Origin of the sequence: Mucispirillum schaedleri ASF457, from assembly GCF_000487995.2 — a bacterium.
Classification (GTDB): Bacteria; Chrysiogenota; Deferribacteres; order Deferribacterales; family Mucispirillaceae; genus Mucispirillum; species Mucispirillum schaedleri.
The window spans coordinates 343,362-358,378 of record NZ_CP097562.1; the positions used below are offsets into that span (position 1 = coordinate 343,362).

Genomic DNA, 15,017 nt, shown 5'->3' on the forward strand with positions numbered 1-15,017 from the left:
CTTATAACTCAATTATTGTTACAGCATTACCGCCTTCGTTATTTTCTGCTAAATAATATTTTACCGCTTTTGGATGCATTCTTAAATATTCATGAATTGCTTTTTTTAACTGTCCTGAGCCTCTGCCATGAACAATATATGCTTTATCATAACTTGTAAGCAGTAAATCATCTATAAACTTTTCAAGCAAATCAAGAGCTTCTTCAACTCGCCTGCCTACAAGCACAATTTCTCTTTTAGAGCTGCTTTTGCTTGTATTGTTATTTATTTTAACAGTTTTAGGTTTTACCTGCTCTACTTTATGGCCAACAATATCATTTTTTTTCATTTTCATTTTCATGCCATTTAAATCTACTGTTACATTATTGCCTGAAATATCTAAGATTTTTACCTGACTGTTATATTTATCAAGAAATATAATATCATTAACTTTTATATCTTCAATAGTTACCTGTTTTGATTTAATATCTTCTATTTTAGATGATGTTTTTTTTATAACATTTTCTATTTCATTATTTGTAAGTTTTTCTTTCTGGTTAGCAAGCCGTTTACTTTTCTGTAAAAGAGAGTATGCTTCTTCTAATAACTCTATTTCTTTAGAATTAAGTTTTTTCTGCAGTTCCTGATTTGCAGCATTAAATATATCTTCCTTTTCCTGCAGTTCTTTTTCTTTTGCTGTTAGGATTTTTTTAATATGCTCTGCTTCTGCTCTCATTCTATTTAATTCTTCTACCTGCACTTCAATAGAAGATTTATACAGCATTAACTCTTCTTCAGCATCTTTTATAATTTCTCTATTAAATCCAAGTCTTTCTGCAATCATTATTGGGTCAGATTTACCCATAACATCTTTTATTAATTTATATCTTGGACTAAGATTATCATAATCAAAATCAACAGAATAAAAATATGAATTATCACTGTTAAGTGCATAATTTTTTACTTCTGTAAAGTGAGTTGTAAGAATAACGGTTGCACCTTTTTTTCTTAAATATTTTAATATAGCAACAGCAAGGGATGCACCTTCTCTTGGCTCTGTTCCTGTTCCTAATTCATCAAAAAGCACTAATGTTTTATTATCTGCCTTTTCAACTATATTATTAATATTTACCATGTGAGATGAAAAAGTACTTAAGTCCATAATAATAGATTGATTATCTCCAATATCTGCTAAAATACTTTTAAAATCCATAAATTTAAAATATTTACCAAAAACAGGAAGTCCGCAATAAGATATTAAATGATTTAAACCTATAGATTTTAATGCTGCTGTTTTACCACCAGTATTTGGACCAGTAATTATGACATGATTACCTTGACTATCTATTGTAAAATCAATAGGTATTGAACTATCACCTTTTCTTAAATATAAAAGCGGGTGATGAATCTGGGAAAAAACCATACTGTTTCCAAGCTCTCCAAAGGTATGCTGTTTATTAGAATAGAAAAGACCTATTTCTAATATCATTATTAAATAAGAATAATATTTTACTGTTTTATTTAAATCTACTAATGAAGATTTTACAGAAGTAATCAATGTATAAATAATCTTTGCTATTTCTTCAGATTCTTCAATAATTAATTCCTGCATAGCATTATTTTCAGAAACACATGATGCAGGTTCTATATATAATGTCTGACCGCTTGAAGATTTATCTTGAATAATACCTTGAATATACTGGCTGAAATTCGTTTTACAAGGTATAGTATATCTGCCGTTTCTCAAAACAATTACTTTATCCTGTATAAACTTATCAGCATTTGCAGAATTAAAAATATTAGAAAGAAGTTTACGAATATTATTTTTAAACTGATTTAAAGAATACCTTATTTCTTGTAATTTTGATGTAGCATCATCTTTTACTGCACCTTTATCATTTATAGACTGGCTTATTAAATCTATTAAATACTGATATGATGAAAAACTTTCACTATATATCATCAAATGAGTATATTTTTTCTCATCTAGTGCTTCTTTAATAAGTAAAATTTTTACAAGAAAATTTTTTATGATTACAAAATCCATTGGGTCAAAAGATTTTGTTTTATCTGTAAGAGAATAAAACAGGCTGAAAAAATCATTATCATCTTCAATAAATGATGAGCTTTCTCTATATTCTGCAGCCTGCCTTATTTCATTTTGTCTTTTATATATACTTTCAATATCATGGAGTATATTAATAACTTTAAAGGATGATTTTGAAAATGATGAAACAAAATTATCAAGTAAAAATTCTTTAAAAGATTCAAACTCTAATGCTGCTATATCAAATCTCATATCATCCCTTATAATTTATTTAAATGGGTTAAACCTGTCTATATTTGAAACAGCATTTAATCTGTCATAACAGTATGGCAGCACTTTCATTGTTGCCTGAGCAGCTTGTGAGCTTTTTATATCCTGCACAAATTTGACTGTATTTGGAAAAACAGAAACTATTATCCAAAGTATAACACTTGCTATAAAAGCCCCTTTTAATACTCCAAATGAAAAACCAAATACTTTATTTACCCACCCTAAATGAATTGCATGTAATGTTCTGTGTATCAGATTGCCTAAAATTATAACAATAATATATACAATTAAAAAACCTAAAATATATGCAGCAATAGATGCACCCTGCTGACCAAACCCTGCAGCCTGCATTGCTTTAAAAAGCGACTCATAAAGCATATAGGAACAAAGTAAAGCTAAAATTATACCTAATATACTAATGGCTTCTGTAATAAAGCCATTAATTGTGCCTTTAAATGCAAAGACAAGTATAAATACTATAATTATAATATCAACAATACCCATACTATAAAATACCTTTTATTAACTCGCTTACTCTTTTACCTTCAGCAGATGAGCCAACTTTTGCCATTACATTTTTCATAACAGCACCAAAATTTTTCTTCATATTATCATCAAGAGAAGCGATGACTTCATTAATAACTGCTTTAATTGATTCATCATCAAGCTGAGCAGGTAAATATTTTTCTAATACTTTTATTTCTGCAAGCTCTTTATCTGCTAAATCCTGTCTGCTGTTTTTTATATATATTTCAGCAGAATCTTTGCGTTTCTTTATACTTGATGCAACTACTTTTATAATACATTCATCATCAAGCTCTTTTATTGCAGCAATTTCAGCATTTTTTATATCAGATTTTAACATTCTGACAGCATTTAGTGCAATATTATCTTTTTCTTTCATGTAGTGCTTAATGTCTTCTAAAATTTGTTCTTTTAAAGTCATATCTATCTCCCTTTATAATTTATTTGTATGGTATAGGGTCTTTAATGCCTGCAAGCTCAAAACCTTTTAACCTTAATTTACAGCTTTCACAAACTCCGCATGCAGTATATTCATTTTGATAACAGCTCCATGTAAGATGAAGTGGAGCATTAAGCTCTATGCCCTTTTTGACAATATCTTTTTTAGTTAAATGTATAACTGGTGTTACTATCTGCACATTACTTTCTGGTGCAAGTGCAACAGATAACAGGTCATTAAATTTTTTATAAAATATTTCTCTGCAGTCTGGGTATCCACTTGAATCTTCTTCAACAGCACCAATATATATTTTTTCAGCACCAATCACTTCTGCCCAGCTTACAGCAATAGAAATCATATTAGCATTCCTAAAAGGCACATAGGTAGAAGGTAGACTGCTTAAAATAGATGCTGGGATAGTGTCTTCTTCTACTTTCATAGACATATCTGTTAATGATGAACCGCCTATCCTTTTTAAATAGTCAATATCTACTGTCATTTTATTTTTTATATTATAATAAGCTGCTATATCATCAAAAGCTTTATCTTCTCTTTTTTGAGTTCTCTGTCCATAGTTTATATGTAAAAGAGCAGCATCATACCCGTCATTTACAGCACATGCAATAGTAACACAGCTGTCAAGCCCGCCACTTGCTAAAACAATAGCTTTATCCATTTTTACCTCATATATTAAATAACAAATAAGAGTTATATAATAAAACAAACAGAAAATAAAGATAAATTTTAAAATTTTATAATTTTATTGATGATTTATAATAAAAGAATTAAAAACAGTTTCATTAAATTTACCTATATTACAAATATTAAAATTATAAATGTTATCTTATTTCATTTAAAAGGTTTAAAAATTCCCTGTGCAGAAGCCCGTTAGATGCTATTAAGCTGTCGCTGTCCATATCATGATATCTGCCATCAAGTTTTGTAACAATGCCGCCAGCTTCTCTTACAATAATCAATCCGCCAGCCATATCCCAAGGCTGCAGCCTTGTTTCATAATATAAGTCATATATACCGCGGGCTGTATAACATAAATCAAGAGATGCTGCCCCTGCTCGTCTTATACCTCTTGAAGTTTTTAAAACTTCTTCCAATACTTTCATTAAATATGGCAGGTTATCTTTTTTATAAGGAAAGCCTGTTGATATTAAAGAATTAATTAATGATGATGTTTCTGATACTTTTATTGGCAAGCCGTTACAAAAAGAACCTTTACCTGTTTCTGCAGAATAAAGTTCATCAAGCACAGGATTATACACAACACCATATTTTGTTTCTGTATCAGTAATTACTCCAACAGATAAAGCCACAAAAGGCACACCATGCACAAAATTTGTTGTGCCATCAATTGGGTCTATAAATATAACATTTTCAGATGGATATTTTCCTTCTGCATGTGTTTCTTCTCCAATAATTGTAAAAGATGGAAAGATTTTTTGCAGTTTTTCTTTTAAAAAATTTTCTGTTCTAATATCATATTCTGTAACTAAATCTACTTCACCTTTATGTTTAATAGTTTTAGCAGAGTGAAATCCACTGCTTACTATACTGCCAGCCTTTAAAACAACATCAGATATTTGTTTCAGCATAATAAACTCCTTGATTATTTTTTAAAAATATATAATATATTTGATTATGATAAACTATAACTATAAAGATATCAACACAATTAATTTTAGTGTTTCAATTGATGAGTGTTTCAGTGAACTTCGCCCTCATCCTAAATTTAAAGACTGCACATTTGATAATTATCTTGATGATGCTGCATATCCTTCGCAAGCTGCATTAAAAGAATTATTATGCAGTATTTCAAATAAAGAAAAAATTAAAAAACGCTCCTTTTTTTCTAAAAAACAAAAAGAAAATAAAATAGCAAAAAATATATATATTGATGGCACTTATGGTATAGGTAAAACTCACCTGCTTTCTGCATGCTTTCATAATTTTAAAGGCAGCAAAGCATTTATGAGTTTTTTAGAATTAACTTATTTTATGAATTTTTCAGGTCTTGAAAAAACAATAGATTTTTTTAAGCCTGTTGATTTATTGTTAATAGATGAGTTTGATTTAGATGACCCGGCAACTACCCGTATGGCAGCAAGGTTTATAGACAGTATTAATAATAATACAACTATTATTACCACATCAAACAGACTTCCAAAAGAGCTTGGCGGCGGTAAATTTGATACAACTCAGTTTGCAAGGGAATTAGGTATTATTTCAGATACTTTTGATACAATTACTGTTGAAGGCAAAAGTTTCCGTATTAATCTTGCAGCATGGCAGGCAGTATTTTCCAACAAATCATTTAATGAAGTATTAGAAAACTATGAGCCTAAAAGAGACAAAGTATTAGTTGACATTGATGAATTAATAATAAAACTGCAGGATAACCACCCCTTTAAGTTTTTTGTAATTCCTAAAACTTTTGATGCAATTTTTATTAGTAATTTTAAACCATTTACAAAATTAAATGATGCATTAAGGTTTACTATATTTATAGACCACTGCTACTATCATGATACAAAACTTTTCTTTAATACTCAGTTAAAAGAAAGTATTTTTCCAAAAGAACTTATGGAAACATCATTTGAAAGGCAGTTTTTAAGATGTAATTCAAGGCTTGACGAATTAGGGTTATTTTTTAAAACTTAGTCTAATATATTTAAAATAAATTCTTCTTTAAAACCTTTTATAGTAGTATCTATAACTTCAAGGCTTTCTGGAAAATGTGATATAATATCTTTACTTTCAAGTATATTATTTTCTGCCATTAGTTTTAAAATAATACCCCTGTATGCTTTTGCAAAATGACTTACTACCTTGCCTTGCTTAATAAACTTAAATGTAGTATATTTTTTCTTTATCTTGTAAAACTTTTCATAAAATCCAGCTCTTAAATCAACTATTTCTTGATTATCTATATATTTATCTAAAGCACTTGAAAAATTATCTCTATAAAATTGTTCAAAAGTAAAGCTACCTATTTTTGCACCCTGCTTTAATTTATAATAGGGGATTTTATCTCCAGCAGAAACTGGTCCAAAAAGATTTGAAAAAATTATAACATTATTCAAAATATAATATTTTGCATTTTGATTTAAAGTATCATAAGCGAGGTAAGAATAACTTACCCCGCTGTATCTTTTAATGGCAGGACATGTTGCTGCTTCAAAAATATTTTTCTGATATTCTTGTATTTTTTCAATATCTTTTATACCAAAAATATCTAAAAGAGAATCAATACTGTTACTGTTAATATATTCATTATATATTTTAACAGCTTCTATTCTTTTTGCATATTGGTCTTGAAAAATAAAGCTTTCTTTACATATACTGCTGTATCCATCAAGTTGAGTTTTACTTTCGCTTGGTGAAAATAAAATAATCATATCATATTATTTCTTTTCCCAAAAACGCATTGTGCCGCTTTCTGCAAGGCTTATATGCATATCATAACATTCTTTTAAAAGCTGAGGCTCATGATGATTGCCAGTTGCTTTAATTGCTCTTTCAAGATAATCATTTAAATAATCTTTATAAGCAGGATGAGCACATTTTTCTATCATAACTTTTGCTCTTTCTTTTGGACAAAGTCCACGCAAGTCTGCAAGCCCCTGTTCTGTAACAATTACATCTAAATCATGCTCTGTATGGTCAACATGCGGCACCTTTGGCACAATTGCTGATATACCAAATTCATCTGTTTTACTTGGTCTGCATGATGGAGTGTGCATTATAGAAACATAAGCAGCACGAGCAAAGTCACCTGAGCCGCCAATACCATTTAACATTCTAGTGCCACCAACAAGAGTTGAATTTGCATGACCATAAAAATCAACTTCAACAGGTGTATTCATAGAAATAACACCTAAACGACGGATAATTTCTGGATTATTTGAAATCTGCATAGGTCTGAGAAGCACTTTTTCACGATACAAATCATAGTTTTTCCACCAGTGCTCAAAACCTTCATTTGATAATGAAACAGAAGTAGCATTAATAAATTTACATTTACCAGAATCTAAAAATGGCAAAAATCCATCTTGAAGAACTTCACTGTATACTGTTAAATTATCAAATGGAGAGTTAGTTAAACCAAGCACAACAGCATTTGCAATAGAGCCAACACCTGACTGCAGTGGAAGAAGATTTTTAGGCATACGACCAGCTTTCACTTCTGATTGAAAGAAATCAATAATATGCTGAGCAATAGTTTCAGAAACTTCATCACTGCCCCTTACTGCCCTGCCATTATCTGGTTTAGTAGATTCAATAATACCAACAATTTTACTTTTATCTGTTGGCACAAAAGGTGTACCAATTCTTTGTCTTACATCTGTAATAGGGATTATTTTTTTATAAGGCGGTATATCGCTTACAAAAATATCATGCATTCCTTCAAAAGATGGGTTATGAGTGTTAATTTCTACAATAATTTTATCAGCCATAGTAATAAATTCTGGTGCAGCACCAACTGACCCTGCTAATATAATATTACCATTTTCATCTATTGAAGAAGCTTCAATAATTGCAATATCTAAGCCACCGCCACAATCTTTTGTATAATAGCCATATAAGAAATCCTGCGAAAACATAGACAAATGTTTATCGCCCATTTTTATAGAACCATCATTAATTTTTTTATTTAACACTTTTGCTGTTTGATATGGCCAGCGCATATTAGTTAATTCTAACTCTGCCCATCTGTCTTCAATTTCTGCACCCATTGATGCACCAACAAAAAGATTAAAATGCCATTTACCTTTTAAATTATTTTTTTCTACATAGTCTGCGATAACAAGGGGCATAACTTTAGGATAACCTACTGGCGTAAACCCTGAAAAACCTACATTTAATATCCTTTTTTCAGTTTCTTCAAATAAAGGAATAAGTTTTTCTGGTGTAGTTATTTTTGAAAGCAGACTTTTATCTCGTATTCTGTTTTCTAACTCAGACATATTTTTGTCCTCCTTTTATGTTTATTATAAATTATCCATTATAATTTGCAGGTATATAATTACAAAATGGCTCTTCTGAAAGATATGAACCTGTAACTGCATATGCTCTAGCACGACATCCACCACATACTTTTAAATATTTACAAACACCGCATTTGCCTTCATAGCGTCTAAAATCTCTTAAATCTTCAAAAAGCTGTGATGTTTCCCATATTTCTTTTAATGGTTTTTCAAATACATTACCTGCTGATTCTGGAAAGTATGAGCATGGCAGCACATTACCTTCAGAATTAACAAAACAAATTGTCTGACCAGCGATGCAGCCTTTTCCGCCACCTGTAGAAAATGTAAGTGAGCGGCGTTCTGTATCTTTATTTTCTTCTTTGCTTTTTTCATGCCATATTCTATAATACTGTGGTGCACATGTAGGACGGACTAATATTTCATCTTCCTGTCTTTCCATATTATAGTGCCATTCTAATATTTCTTCATAATCTTCTTTTGAAACAAGCTCTTTAAATATTTCTTCTCCCCTGCCTGTAGGAACAATTAAAAACATATACCATGCATGAGCACCAAGAGATTCTGCTTTCCTAAAAGTTTCCATAATATATGACTGATTTCTTTTTGTAAAAGAAGAATTTATAATAAATTTAATACCATGTTTATTAAATAATGCAGCAGCTCTTTCTACACATTCAAATGCTCCTGCAATACCACCTCTAAAATCATCATGCACTTCAGCATTTGGACCATCTAAGCTCATAGATACAATCCTGATACCTGATGATTTAATTTTTTCGCATACTTCATCTGTAACAAGAACACCATTTGTAGCCATAGCCATTTTAAGTCCAGCATCTGTGCCATATTTTGCTATATCAAAAACATCTGGTCTTGTAAGTGGTTCTCCACCAGAAATTACTACAACAGGTGAAGCAAAAGAAGATATATCATCTATTAATTTCTTAGCTTTTTCTAAAGTAAATTTACCAACTGGAGAAAAATTCTCTGATGAAGAACGACAGTGAACACATCTTAAATTACATGCTGATGTAATTTCCCAAGCCATCCATTTTAAATCCCATTTTTTTTCATCCATATATTCACCTTAAAATTTTATTCTATAAAAAATAATTTAAATTAATTTATATTATTATATAAAAAAAGTCTATTTGATTATAACAAAAAAATATTTTTTTTATATTTTTTACACATTTACTCTAAAAATCTTCCGTATCCGCTACCCATTGAGTATACAAAATATGCTTCTTCAATATTAAGCTGATTTAATTCATAAGATTCTGGAAGTGGGATTTTTCCCATATTTTTAATAACCCGCATAACTTCTCTGTCAAGATTAGAATAACCGCTTGATTCCAGCATTCTAATATTTACTATAGACCCATCTTTTAAAATTGAAAAGGATAATTTTACAACACCAGTTTCACCTTTCCGTATAGAATCCGCTGGATATTCCCATAACTGATATACTCGTCTGCGAAATTTTGCAAAATATGAAGCATATCTTTCTTCAAACACATTATAAGAAGCACTATCTTCACCTTTTGGCTGTTCTTTTTCTGCATTAGCTATCCTGTCAATAATATCTTTATTATCATAAAGATTTAGTTTATGTTCAGAAGCAGTTTCCCGCTCTAATGCACTGTTTTCTTGTTTATTTTCTGCTTTTGGTGGCAAAATATCTTTTTTATAAACTTCTCCACTGCCTGAGGCTCTTTCATCTTGAAGGCTGCCACCACTTTTACCACCACTTACATCATGGTCAAGAGTAGTTTCTATATCATCTGTTTCAGGCTCTGTAGAATAAGGATGATTACCAGTTTCTTCTTTTGGTATTACCTCTATTTCAACAGGCTCACCTTTTGGATGATTTTCTGCATTTTGTCTTTCATTAGTAAATTTTACAAAATATATTATCAATATATGCAGTAATAATGATAAAAAAATTGTAACTGCCAATAATTTATACGACTTCATATCACCATACATAATCTATATAAAAATTTATTATAGCATTAGTTTTAAAAAAATAAAAATTATTTTTTTTATAAAATTACTTGACATATATAGACTCAAATCACATATTATATTCATACTAAAATAAAAGGTGCTGTATGAGTATAATGAAATGGGACCCTTTGAAAGATTTATTTTATATGGAAAAACATATAGATAAACTGATTTCTAAATCTTTTAAAGAACAGTCAAATAACTGGAGCCCTGTTGTTGATATTATTGAAAATGATAATATTATTATTTTATCTGCAGAGCTTGCTGGTGTTAATGAAGAAGATATGGAAGTAAATATAAGTGAAGGTATACTTTCTATAAGCGGTGTAAAAAAATCACTGGAAGAAGAATATTCAAGTGATGACTACTTTTATAAAATAGAAAGTGTAAGTGGAAAATTCTGCAGAAGTTTTGCAATACCAGCAAACATTAATACTTCTGCTGTAAAAGCGTCACTTAAAGATGGTGTATTAAAAATAATACTCCAGAAAACAAATAAACAAAACAGCAAAACTATAAAAATAAAATCTGAATAATATATTGAGGTAAAAATGGCTAAAAATTATTATGATATACTAGAAGTAAGTAAAACAGCTACTGCTGATGAAATCAAAAAAAGTTATAGAAAACTTGCTAGAAAATATCATCCAGATGTAAACCCTGGGGATAAAGAAGCTGAAAACAAATTTAAGGAACTTTCAGAAGCTTATGCTGTTCTTTCAGACCCTGAAAAAAGAAAAGAATATGATTCTATAGGTCATGAAGCTTTTACAAGCAGCGGTCATGGATATAATTTCCAAAATATGAATTATGAAGACATGAGAAATTTCAATTTTGGCGGCACTTCCTTTGAAGATTTATTTAGTGATTTCTTTGGTGGTTTTTCACCAAAATCTTCAAGAAGTAGAAGCAAGGCTAAAGCTGCAAAAGGCTCAGATATTGTTTACTCTATAAAAGTTCCATTTACTGATGCTGTTAAAGGAACAACTTACGAATTAAACATTAATAGAGATGCACAATGTCCATCATGCAATGGCACAGGAGGTAAAAAAACAGCATGTTCTGTATGTCATGGAACAGGAATGGCTAGTGATGGCTCTTTTTTTGCATCCCCTTGCAGAATATGCTCTGGAACTGGTGAAAAAATAATTGAACCATGTATAAAATGCAGGTCAAAAGGATATGTGCATATTAATGAACATATCAAAATAAAAATACCAGCTGGTATTGATAATGATTCTAAAATAAGAGTATCAGGCAAAGGAAATGCTGGTGAAAATGGTGCACCAGAAGGAGATTTATATATTAAAACTACCATTATTGATAACCCAGTATATGAAAGAAATGGCAGTGATTTAACTATTAATATGGATATAGATATTTTTGAAGCTGCCCTTGGTATAAAATTAACTGTCCCTACCCCTTATGGTGCAGTTAATTTAAATGTTCCTGCAGGTGTAAAAAGCGGGCAGAAATTAAGATTAAAAGGCAAAGGTATGCCTGTTCTTAGAAAAAATATTAATGGAGATTTATATGTAGTTATTAATATTAAAGCTCCAGAAAAATTAAGTGATAATGTAAAAGATTTGCTTATAAAAGCACAAAGTTTAAGCCCAAAACTTGATAGAAGTGATATTTTAGCAAAAGGAACTATATAAGGTATATTATGGATAATAATTCACCTAAATATATGATAAGCATAGCTTCTGAAATATTAAATCTTCACCCGCAGACATTAAGACAGTATGAGCGTTTAGGTCTTGTAGTTCCGTGTCGTGTTGATGGTAAAAACAGGCTTTATTCAGAAAATGATATAGAAAAATTACAGCTTATAAAAACTTTAACACAGAAGCAGGGAGTAAATCTTGCTGGTGTTGAAATAATATTGAATATGCAGGAACAAATCACTTTATTAAATAAAAAAATACTGCAGATTGGAACAAATATTCAATCAAAATATGGTGAGGATATGTCTATTATGGATAAAAATACAAATAATATCCAGACCATAAAAATAGAAAGAGAAAAGTAGAGGATATATGTAATTATGATTAACTACAACAAAATGACAATCAAAGCACAGGAAGCTTTACAGGACACTGTAAAATTAGCAGAAAGTTTGTCTCACCAAATGCTTCAGGTGGAACATTTAACTTATTCAATACTTACCCAAAAGGATGGTCTTATTCGCCCTCTTCTACAAAAACTTGGGGTAAATCTTGATATGACTGCAGCAGAAATTAAATCAATACTTGATTCTCTGCCAAAAGTATCAGGCTCTATGCAGCCAACATTATCCCCAGATGCTCAAAAAGCTATAGATTATGCTTTTGATATGGCTAAAAAAATGGGTGATGAATATGTTTCAACAGAACATTTACTTTTAGGTGCTGTTGAGCATGCAGGATATTCTTTAAGAAAAATATTTGCAAGTAATAGTATTGACGAAAAAAATATTAATAAAGCAATTAAAGAAATAAGAGGCAGCAGCAAAATAGTTGACCAAAACCCAGAAGATAAAATGAATACTCTTGAAAAATACACTATTAACTTAACTGAAGCTGCAAGAAATGGAAAACTTGACCCTGTTATAGGCAGAGATGAGGAAATAAGACGAGTAATACATGTGTTATCAAGAAGAACTAAAAACAACCCAGTGTTAATTGGTGAACCTGGTGTTGGCAAAACAGCTATTGCTGAAGGACTGGCACAAAGAATTATTAATGGTGATATTCCAGAAAGCCTTAAAAATAAAGTTATTGCTGTATTAGATATGGGCGGATTAATTGCTGGCACAAAATACAGAGGTGAATTTGAAGACAGACTTAAAGCCATTTTAAAAGAAATAAAGGAATCAAATGGTGAAATTATACTATTTATTGATGAAATTCATACTCTTGTAGGTGCTGGAGCAACTGATGGTGCAATGGACGCTGCAAATATTTTAAAACCATCTCTTGCAAGGGGTGAACTGCACTGCATAGGTGCTACAACTCTTGATGAATATAAAAAATATATTGAAAAAGATGCAGCACTTGAAAGAAGATTTCAACCTGTTATAGTAAAAGAGCCATCTGTGGAAGATACTGTTTCTATTCTGCGTGGATTAAAAGAAAAATATGAAATTCACCATGGTGTTAGAATAAAAGACAGTGCATTAGTTGCAGCTGCTCATTTAGCTAACAAATATATTGCTGACAGGTTTATGCCAGATAAAGCAATAGATTTAATAGATGAAGCAACTGCCCGCTTAAGAATGGAAATAGACAGTATGCCAGCAGAACTTGACGAACTTGAAAGGCGTGCAAGACAGCTTGAAATAGAAAGGCAGGCTCTGAAAAAAGAAACTGATGCAGCATCTAAAACAAGATGTGATAATATTGAAAAAGAATTAGGTGATTTAAAAGAAAAAATAGGCACTCTTTCTACTCAATGGAATAATGAAAAAAATATTATTAAGCAGTCAAGAGATATTAAAGAAGAAATTGAAAATACAAGACATCAGGCAGAACTTGCTGAAAGAAGTGGTGATTTAGAAAAAGCAAGCCAGTTAAAATACGGCACTCTTGTTGAACTTGCTAAAAAGCAGGAAGAAGTTACTGAAAAATTAAAAGACATACAGCATGGAAAAGCTATGCTTAAAGAAGAAGTTGATGAAGAAGACATTGCAGAAGTTGTTTCTAGATGGACCAGTGTGCCTGTTACAAAACTTTTAGAAGAAGAAGCAGATAAACTGTTAAATATGGAAAGCTATCTGCATAAAAGAGTTATAGGGCAGAATGTTGCAATTAAAGCAGTAAGTGAAGCAGTTAGAAGAAGCCGTGCAGGGCTTAATGACCCAAAAAGACCTATGGGTTCATTTATATTCCTTGGTCCTACTGGTGTTGGTAAAACTGAGCTTGCAAAAGCACTGGCTGAATTTTTATTTGATACAGAAGAAGCATTAATTCGTATAGATATGAGTGAATATATGGAGAAACACTCTGTGGCAAAATTAATTGGTGCACCTCCAGGATATGTTGGTTATGAAGAAGGCGGTCAGTTAACAGAAAAAGTCCGCAGACGCCCTTATTCAGTAATACTGCTTGATGAAATAGAAAAAGCTCACCCAGATGTATTTAATATATTGCTGCAGCTGTTGGATGACGGAAGATTAACTGATTCTAAAGGAAGAGTTGTAAATTTTAAAAATACTGTTGTTATTATGACATCAAATGTGGCTTCTCAAAATATTATGGAAGAGTTTTCACAAACTGGCTCTCTGGAAGAAAAATATGAAAAAATAAATCAGATTGCAATTAATGAGCTTTCTATGTATTTTAAACCTGAATTTTTAAACAGAGTTGATGATATTATAGTATTCCACCCATTAACAAAAGAAAATATTGCAGAAATTGCAAGACTTTTAATAAATGGAGTAGCAAAACGGTTAGCTGAACTTCCTATTGGGTTAGAAGTAGATGACAATGCCATAGACTTAATTGTCCAAAGTGGCTTTGATGTTACATTTGGTGCAAGACCTATGAAACGAGCAGTTCAAAGAATGATAGAAAACTTAGTAGCTGAAAGTATCATTAAAGGTGAAACTAAACCAAATACTAATATTCATCTTACAGCAAAAGATGGCAAAATTGTAATCAAGTAAAAATTAATTAAAATACCTTGTTACTTAAATGTAACAAGGTATTTTTTATAAAGTATATCTATAAATATAAAAAAACCTAAGTTTATAATAAACTTAGGT

14 protein-coding genes are annotated in these 15,017 nt (G+C 30.6%); 5 read left to right on the forward strand and 9 right to left on the reverse strand.

Translation table 11 applies throughout. The features are described 5' to 3' along the window. Window position 1: 1 nt before the first annotated feature. From N508_RS01720 to N508_RS01740, 5 genes are all read right to left on the reverse strand, one after another. Window positions 2-2,278, reverse strand: a complete 2,277-nt coding sequence (locus tag N508_RS01720; protein ID WP_023276357.1) for an endonuclease MutS2 — start codon at window positions 2,276-2,278, stop codon at window positions 2-4. Between the two features lie 15 nt (window positions 2,279-2,293). Further along, window positions 2,294-2,800 carry a CvpA family protein gene (locus N508_RS01725; protein ID WP_023276358.1) on the reverse strand — a complete coding sequence of 169 codons (507 nt, stop codon included), beginning with the start codon at window positions 2,798-2,800 and terminating at the stop codon, window positions 2,294-2,296. A gap of 1 nt (window position 2,801) precedes the next feature. Beyond that, the gene (locus tag N508_RS01730) at window positions 2,802-3,242 is read right to left on the reverse strand and encodes a GatB/YqeY domain-containing protein (protein WP_023276359.1); all 441 of its coding nucleotides are present in this window, start codon (window positions 3,240-3,242) and stop codon (window positions 2,802-2,804) included. Between the two features lie 19 nt (window positions 3,243-3,261). After that, entirely contained in the window at window positions 3,262-3,936 is a 675-nt protein-coding gene (gene queC, locus N508_RS01735; protein ID WP_023276360.1) for a 7-cyano-7-deazaguanine synthase QueC, read from the reverse strand. A gap of 163 nt (window positions 3,937-4,099) precedes the next feature. Beyond that, window positions 4,100-4,867: an inositol monophosphatase family protein gene (locus N508_RS01740; protein ID WP_023276361.1), complete on the reverse strand. Its 768-nt coding sequence runs from the start codon at window positions 4,865-4,867 to the stop codon at window positions 4,100-4,102. A gap of 46 nt (window positions 4,868-4,913) precedes the next feature. Here N508_RS01740 and zapE point away from each other — a divergent pair, with 46 nt between their 5' ends. Beyond that, the gene (zapE, locus tag N508_RS01745) at window positions 4,914-5,933 is read left to right on the forward strand and encodes an AFG1/ZapE family ATPase (RefSeq protein WP_023276362.1); all 1,020 of its coding nucleotides are present in this window, start codon (window positions 4,914-4,916) and stop codon (window positions 5,931-5,933) included. Here zapE and N508_RS01750 read toward each other — a convergent pair. From N508_RS01750 to N508_RS01765, 4 genes are all read right to left on the reverse strand, one after another. Next, window positions 5,930-6,670 (reverse strand): YaaA family protein, encoded by a 741-nt coding sequence (locus N508_RS01750; RefSeq protein WP_023276363.1) that lies wholly within the window; start codon window positions 6,668-6,670, stop codon window positions 5,930-5,932. The two genes, zapE and N508_RS01750, sit on opposite strands and share 4 nt — an antisense overlap. A gap of 6 nt (window positions 6,671-6,676) precedes the next feature. After that, complete coding sequence (gene scpC / locus N508_RS01755) at window positions 6,677-8,239, reverse strand: succinyl-CoA:acetate CoA-transferase ScpC (protein ID WP_023276364.1); 1,563 nt, start codon at window positions 8,237-8,239, stop codon at window positions 6,677-6,679. A 31-nt stretch (window positions 8,240-8,270) separates the two neighbouring features. Then, window positions 8,271-9,341, reverse strand: coding sequence for a radical SAM/SPASM domain-containing protein (locus N508_RS01760; RefSeq protein WP_023276365.1), 1,071 nt, complete (start codon window positions 9,339-9,341; stop codon window positions 8,271-8,273). Between the two features lie 116 nt (window positions 9,342-9,457). Beyond that, window positions 9,458-10,222, reverse strand: coding sequence for a cell envelope integrity TolA family protein (locus N508_RS01765; protein WP_040637084.1), 765 nt, complete (start codon window positions 10,220-10,222; stop codon window positions 9,458-9,460). A 155-nt stretch (window positions 10,223-10,377) separates the two neighbouring features. On the opposite strand from N508_RS01765, the gene N508_RS01770 reads away from it, so the two are divergent. Genes N508_RS01770 through clpB form a run of 4 tightly spaced genes read left to right on the forward strand, consistent with a single transcriptional unit; the run spans window position 10,378 to window position 14,918 of the window. Beyond that, window positions 10,378-10,809, forward strand: coding sequence for an Hsp20/alpha crystallin family protein (locus N508_RS01770; protein ID WP_023276367.1), 432 nt, complete (start codon window positions 10,378-10,380; stop codon window positions 10,807-10,809). A 15-nt stretch (window positions 10,810-10,824) separates the two neighbouring features. Continuing rightward, window positions 10,825-11,931, forward strand: a complete 1,107-nt coding sequence (gene dnaJ, locus N508_RS01775) for a molecular chaperone DnaJ (protein ID WP_023276368.1) — start codon at window positions 10,825-10,827, stop codon at window positions 11,929-11,931. A gap of 8 nt (window positions 11,932-11,939) precedes the next feature. Further along, entirely contained in the window at window positions 11,940-12,305 is a 366-nt protein-coding gene (locus N508_RS01780) for a heat shock protein transcriptional repressor HspR (RefSeq protein WP_023276369.1), read from the forward strand. Between the two features lie 15 nt (window positions 12,306-12,320). Next, window positions 12,321-14,918: an ATP-dependent chaperone ClpB gene (gene clpB, locus N508_RS01785; RefSeq protein WP_023276370.1), complete on the forward strand. Its 2,598-nt coding sequence runs from the start codon at window positions 12,321-12,323 to the stop codon at window positions 14,916-14,918. Window positions 14,919-15,017: the final 99 nt, after the last annotated feature.

Coding starts and splice junctions, on each gene's coding strand:
- N508_RS01720 (WP_023276357.1), bottom strand. CDS start 2,278: ATGAGATTTGATATAGCAGCATTAGAGTTTGAATCTTTTAAAGAATTT.
- N508_RS01725 (WP_023276358.1), bottom strand. CDS start 2,800: ATGGGTATTGTTGATATTATAATTATAGTATTTATACTTGTCTTTGCA.
- N508_RS01730 (WP_023276359.1), bottom strand. CDS start 3,242: ATGACTTTAAAAGAACAAATTTTAGAAGACATTAAGCACTACATGAAA.
- queC (WP_023276360.1), bottom strand. CDS start 3,936: ATGGATAAAGCTATTGTTTTAGCAAGTGGCGGGCTTGACAGCTGTGTT.
- N508_RS01740 (WP_023276361.1), bottom strand. CDS start 4,867: ATGCTGAAACAAATATCTGATGTTGTTTTAAAGGCTGGCAGTATAGTA.
- zapE (WP_023276362.1), top strand. CDS start 4,914: ATGATAAACTATAACTATAAAGATATCAACACAATTAATTTTAGTGTT.
- N508_RS01750 (WP_023276363.1), bottom strand. CDS start 6,670: ATGATTATTTTATTTTCACCAAGCGAAAGTAAAACTCAACTTGATGGA.
- scpC (WP_023276364.1), bottom strand. CDS start 8,239: ATGTCTGAGTTAGAAAACAGAATACGAGATAAAAGTCTGCTTTCAAAA.
- N508_RS01760 (WP_023276365.1), bottom strand. CDS start 9,341: ATGGATGAAAAAAAATGGGATTTAAAATGGATGGCTTGGGAAATTACA.
- N508_RS01770 (WP_023276367.1), top strand. CDS start 10,378: ATGAGTATAATGAAATGGGACCCTTTGAAAGATTTATTTTATATGGAA.
- dnaJ (WP_023276368.1), top strand. CDS start 10,825: ATGGCTAAAAATTATTATGATATACTAGAAGTAAGTAAAACAGCTACT.
- N508_RS01780 (WP_023276369.1), top strand. CDS start 11,940: ATGGATAATAATTCACCTAAATATATGATAAGCATAGCTTCTGAAATA.
- clpB (WP_023276370.1), top strand. CDS start 12,321: ATGATTAACTACAACAAAATGACAATCAAAGCACAGGAAGCTTTACAG.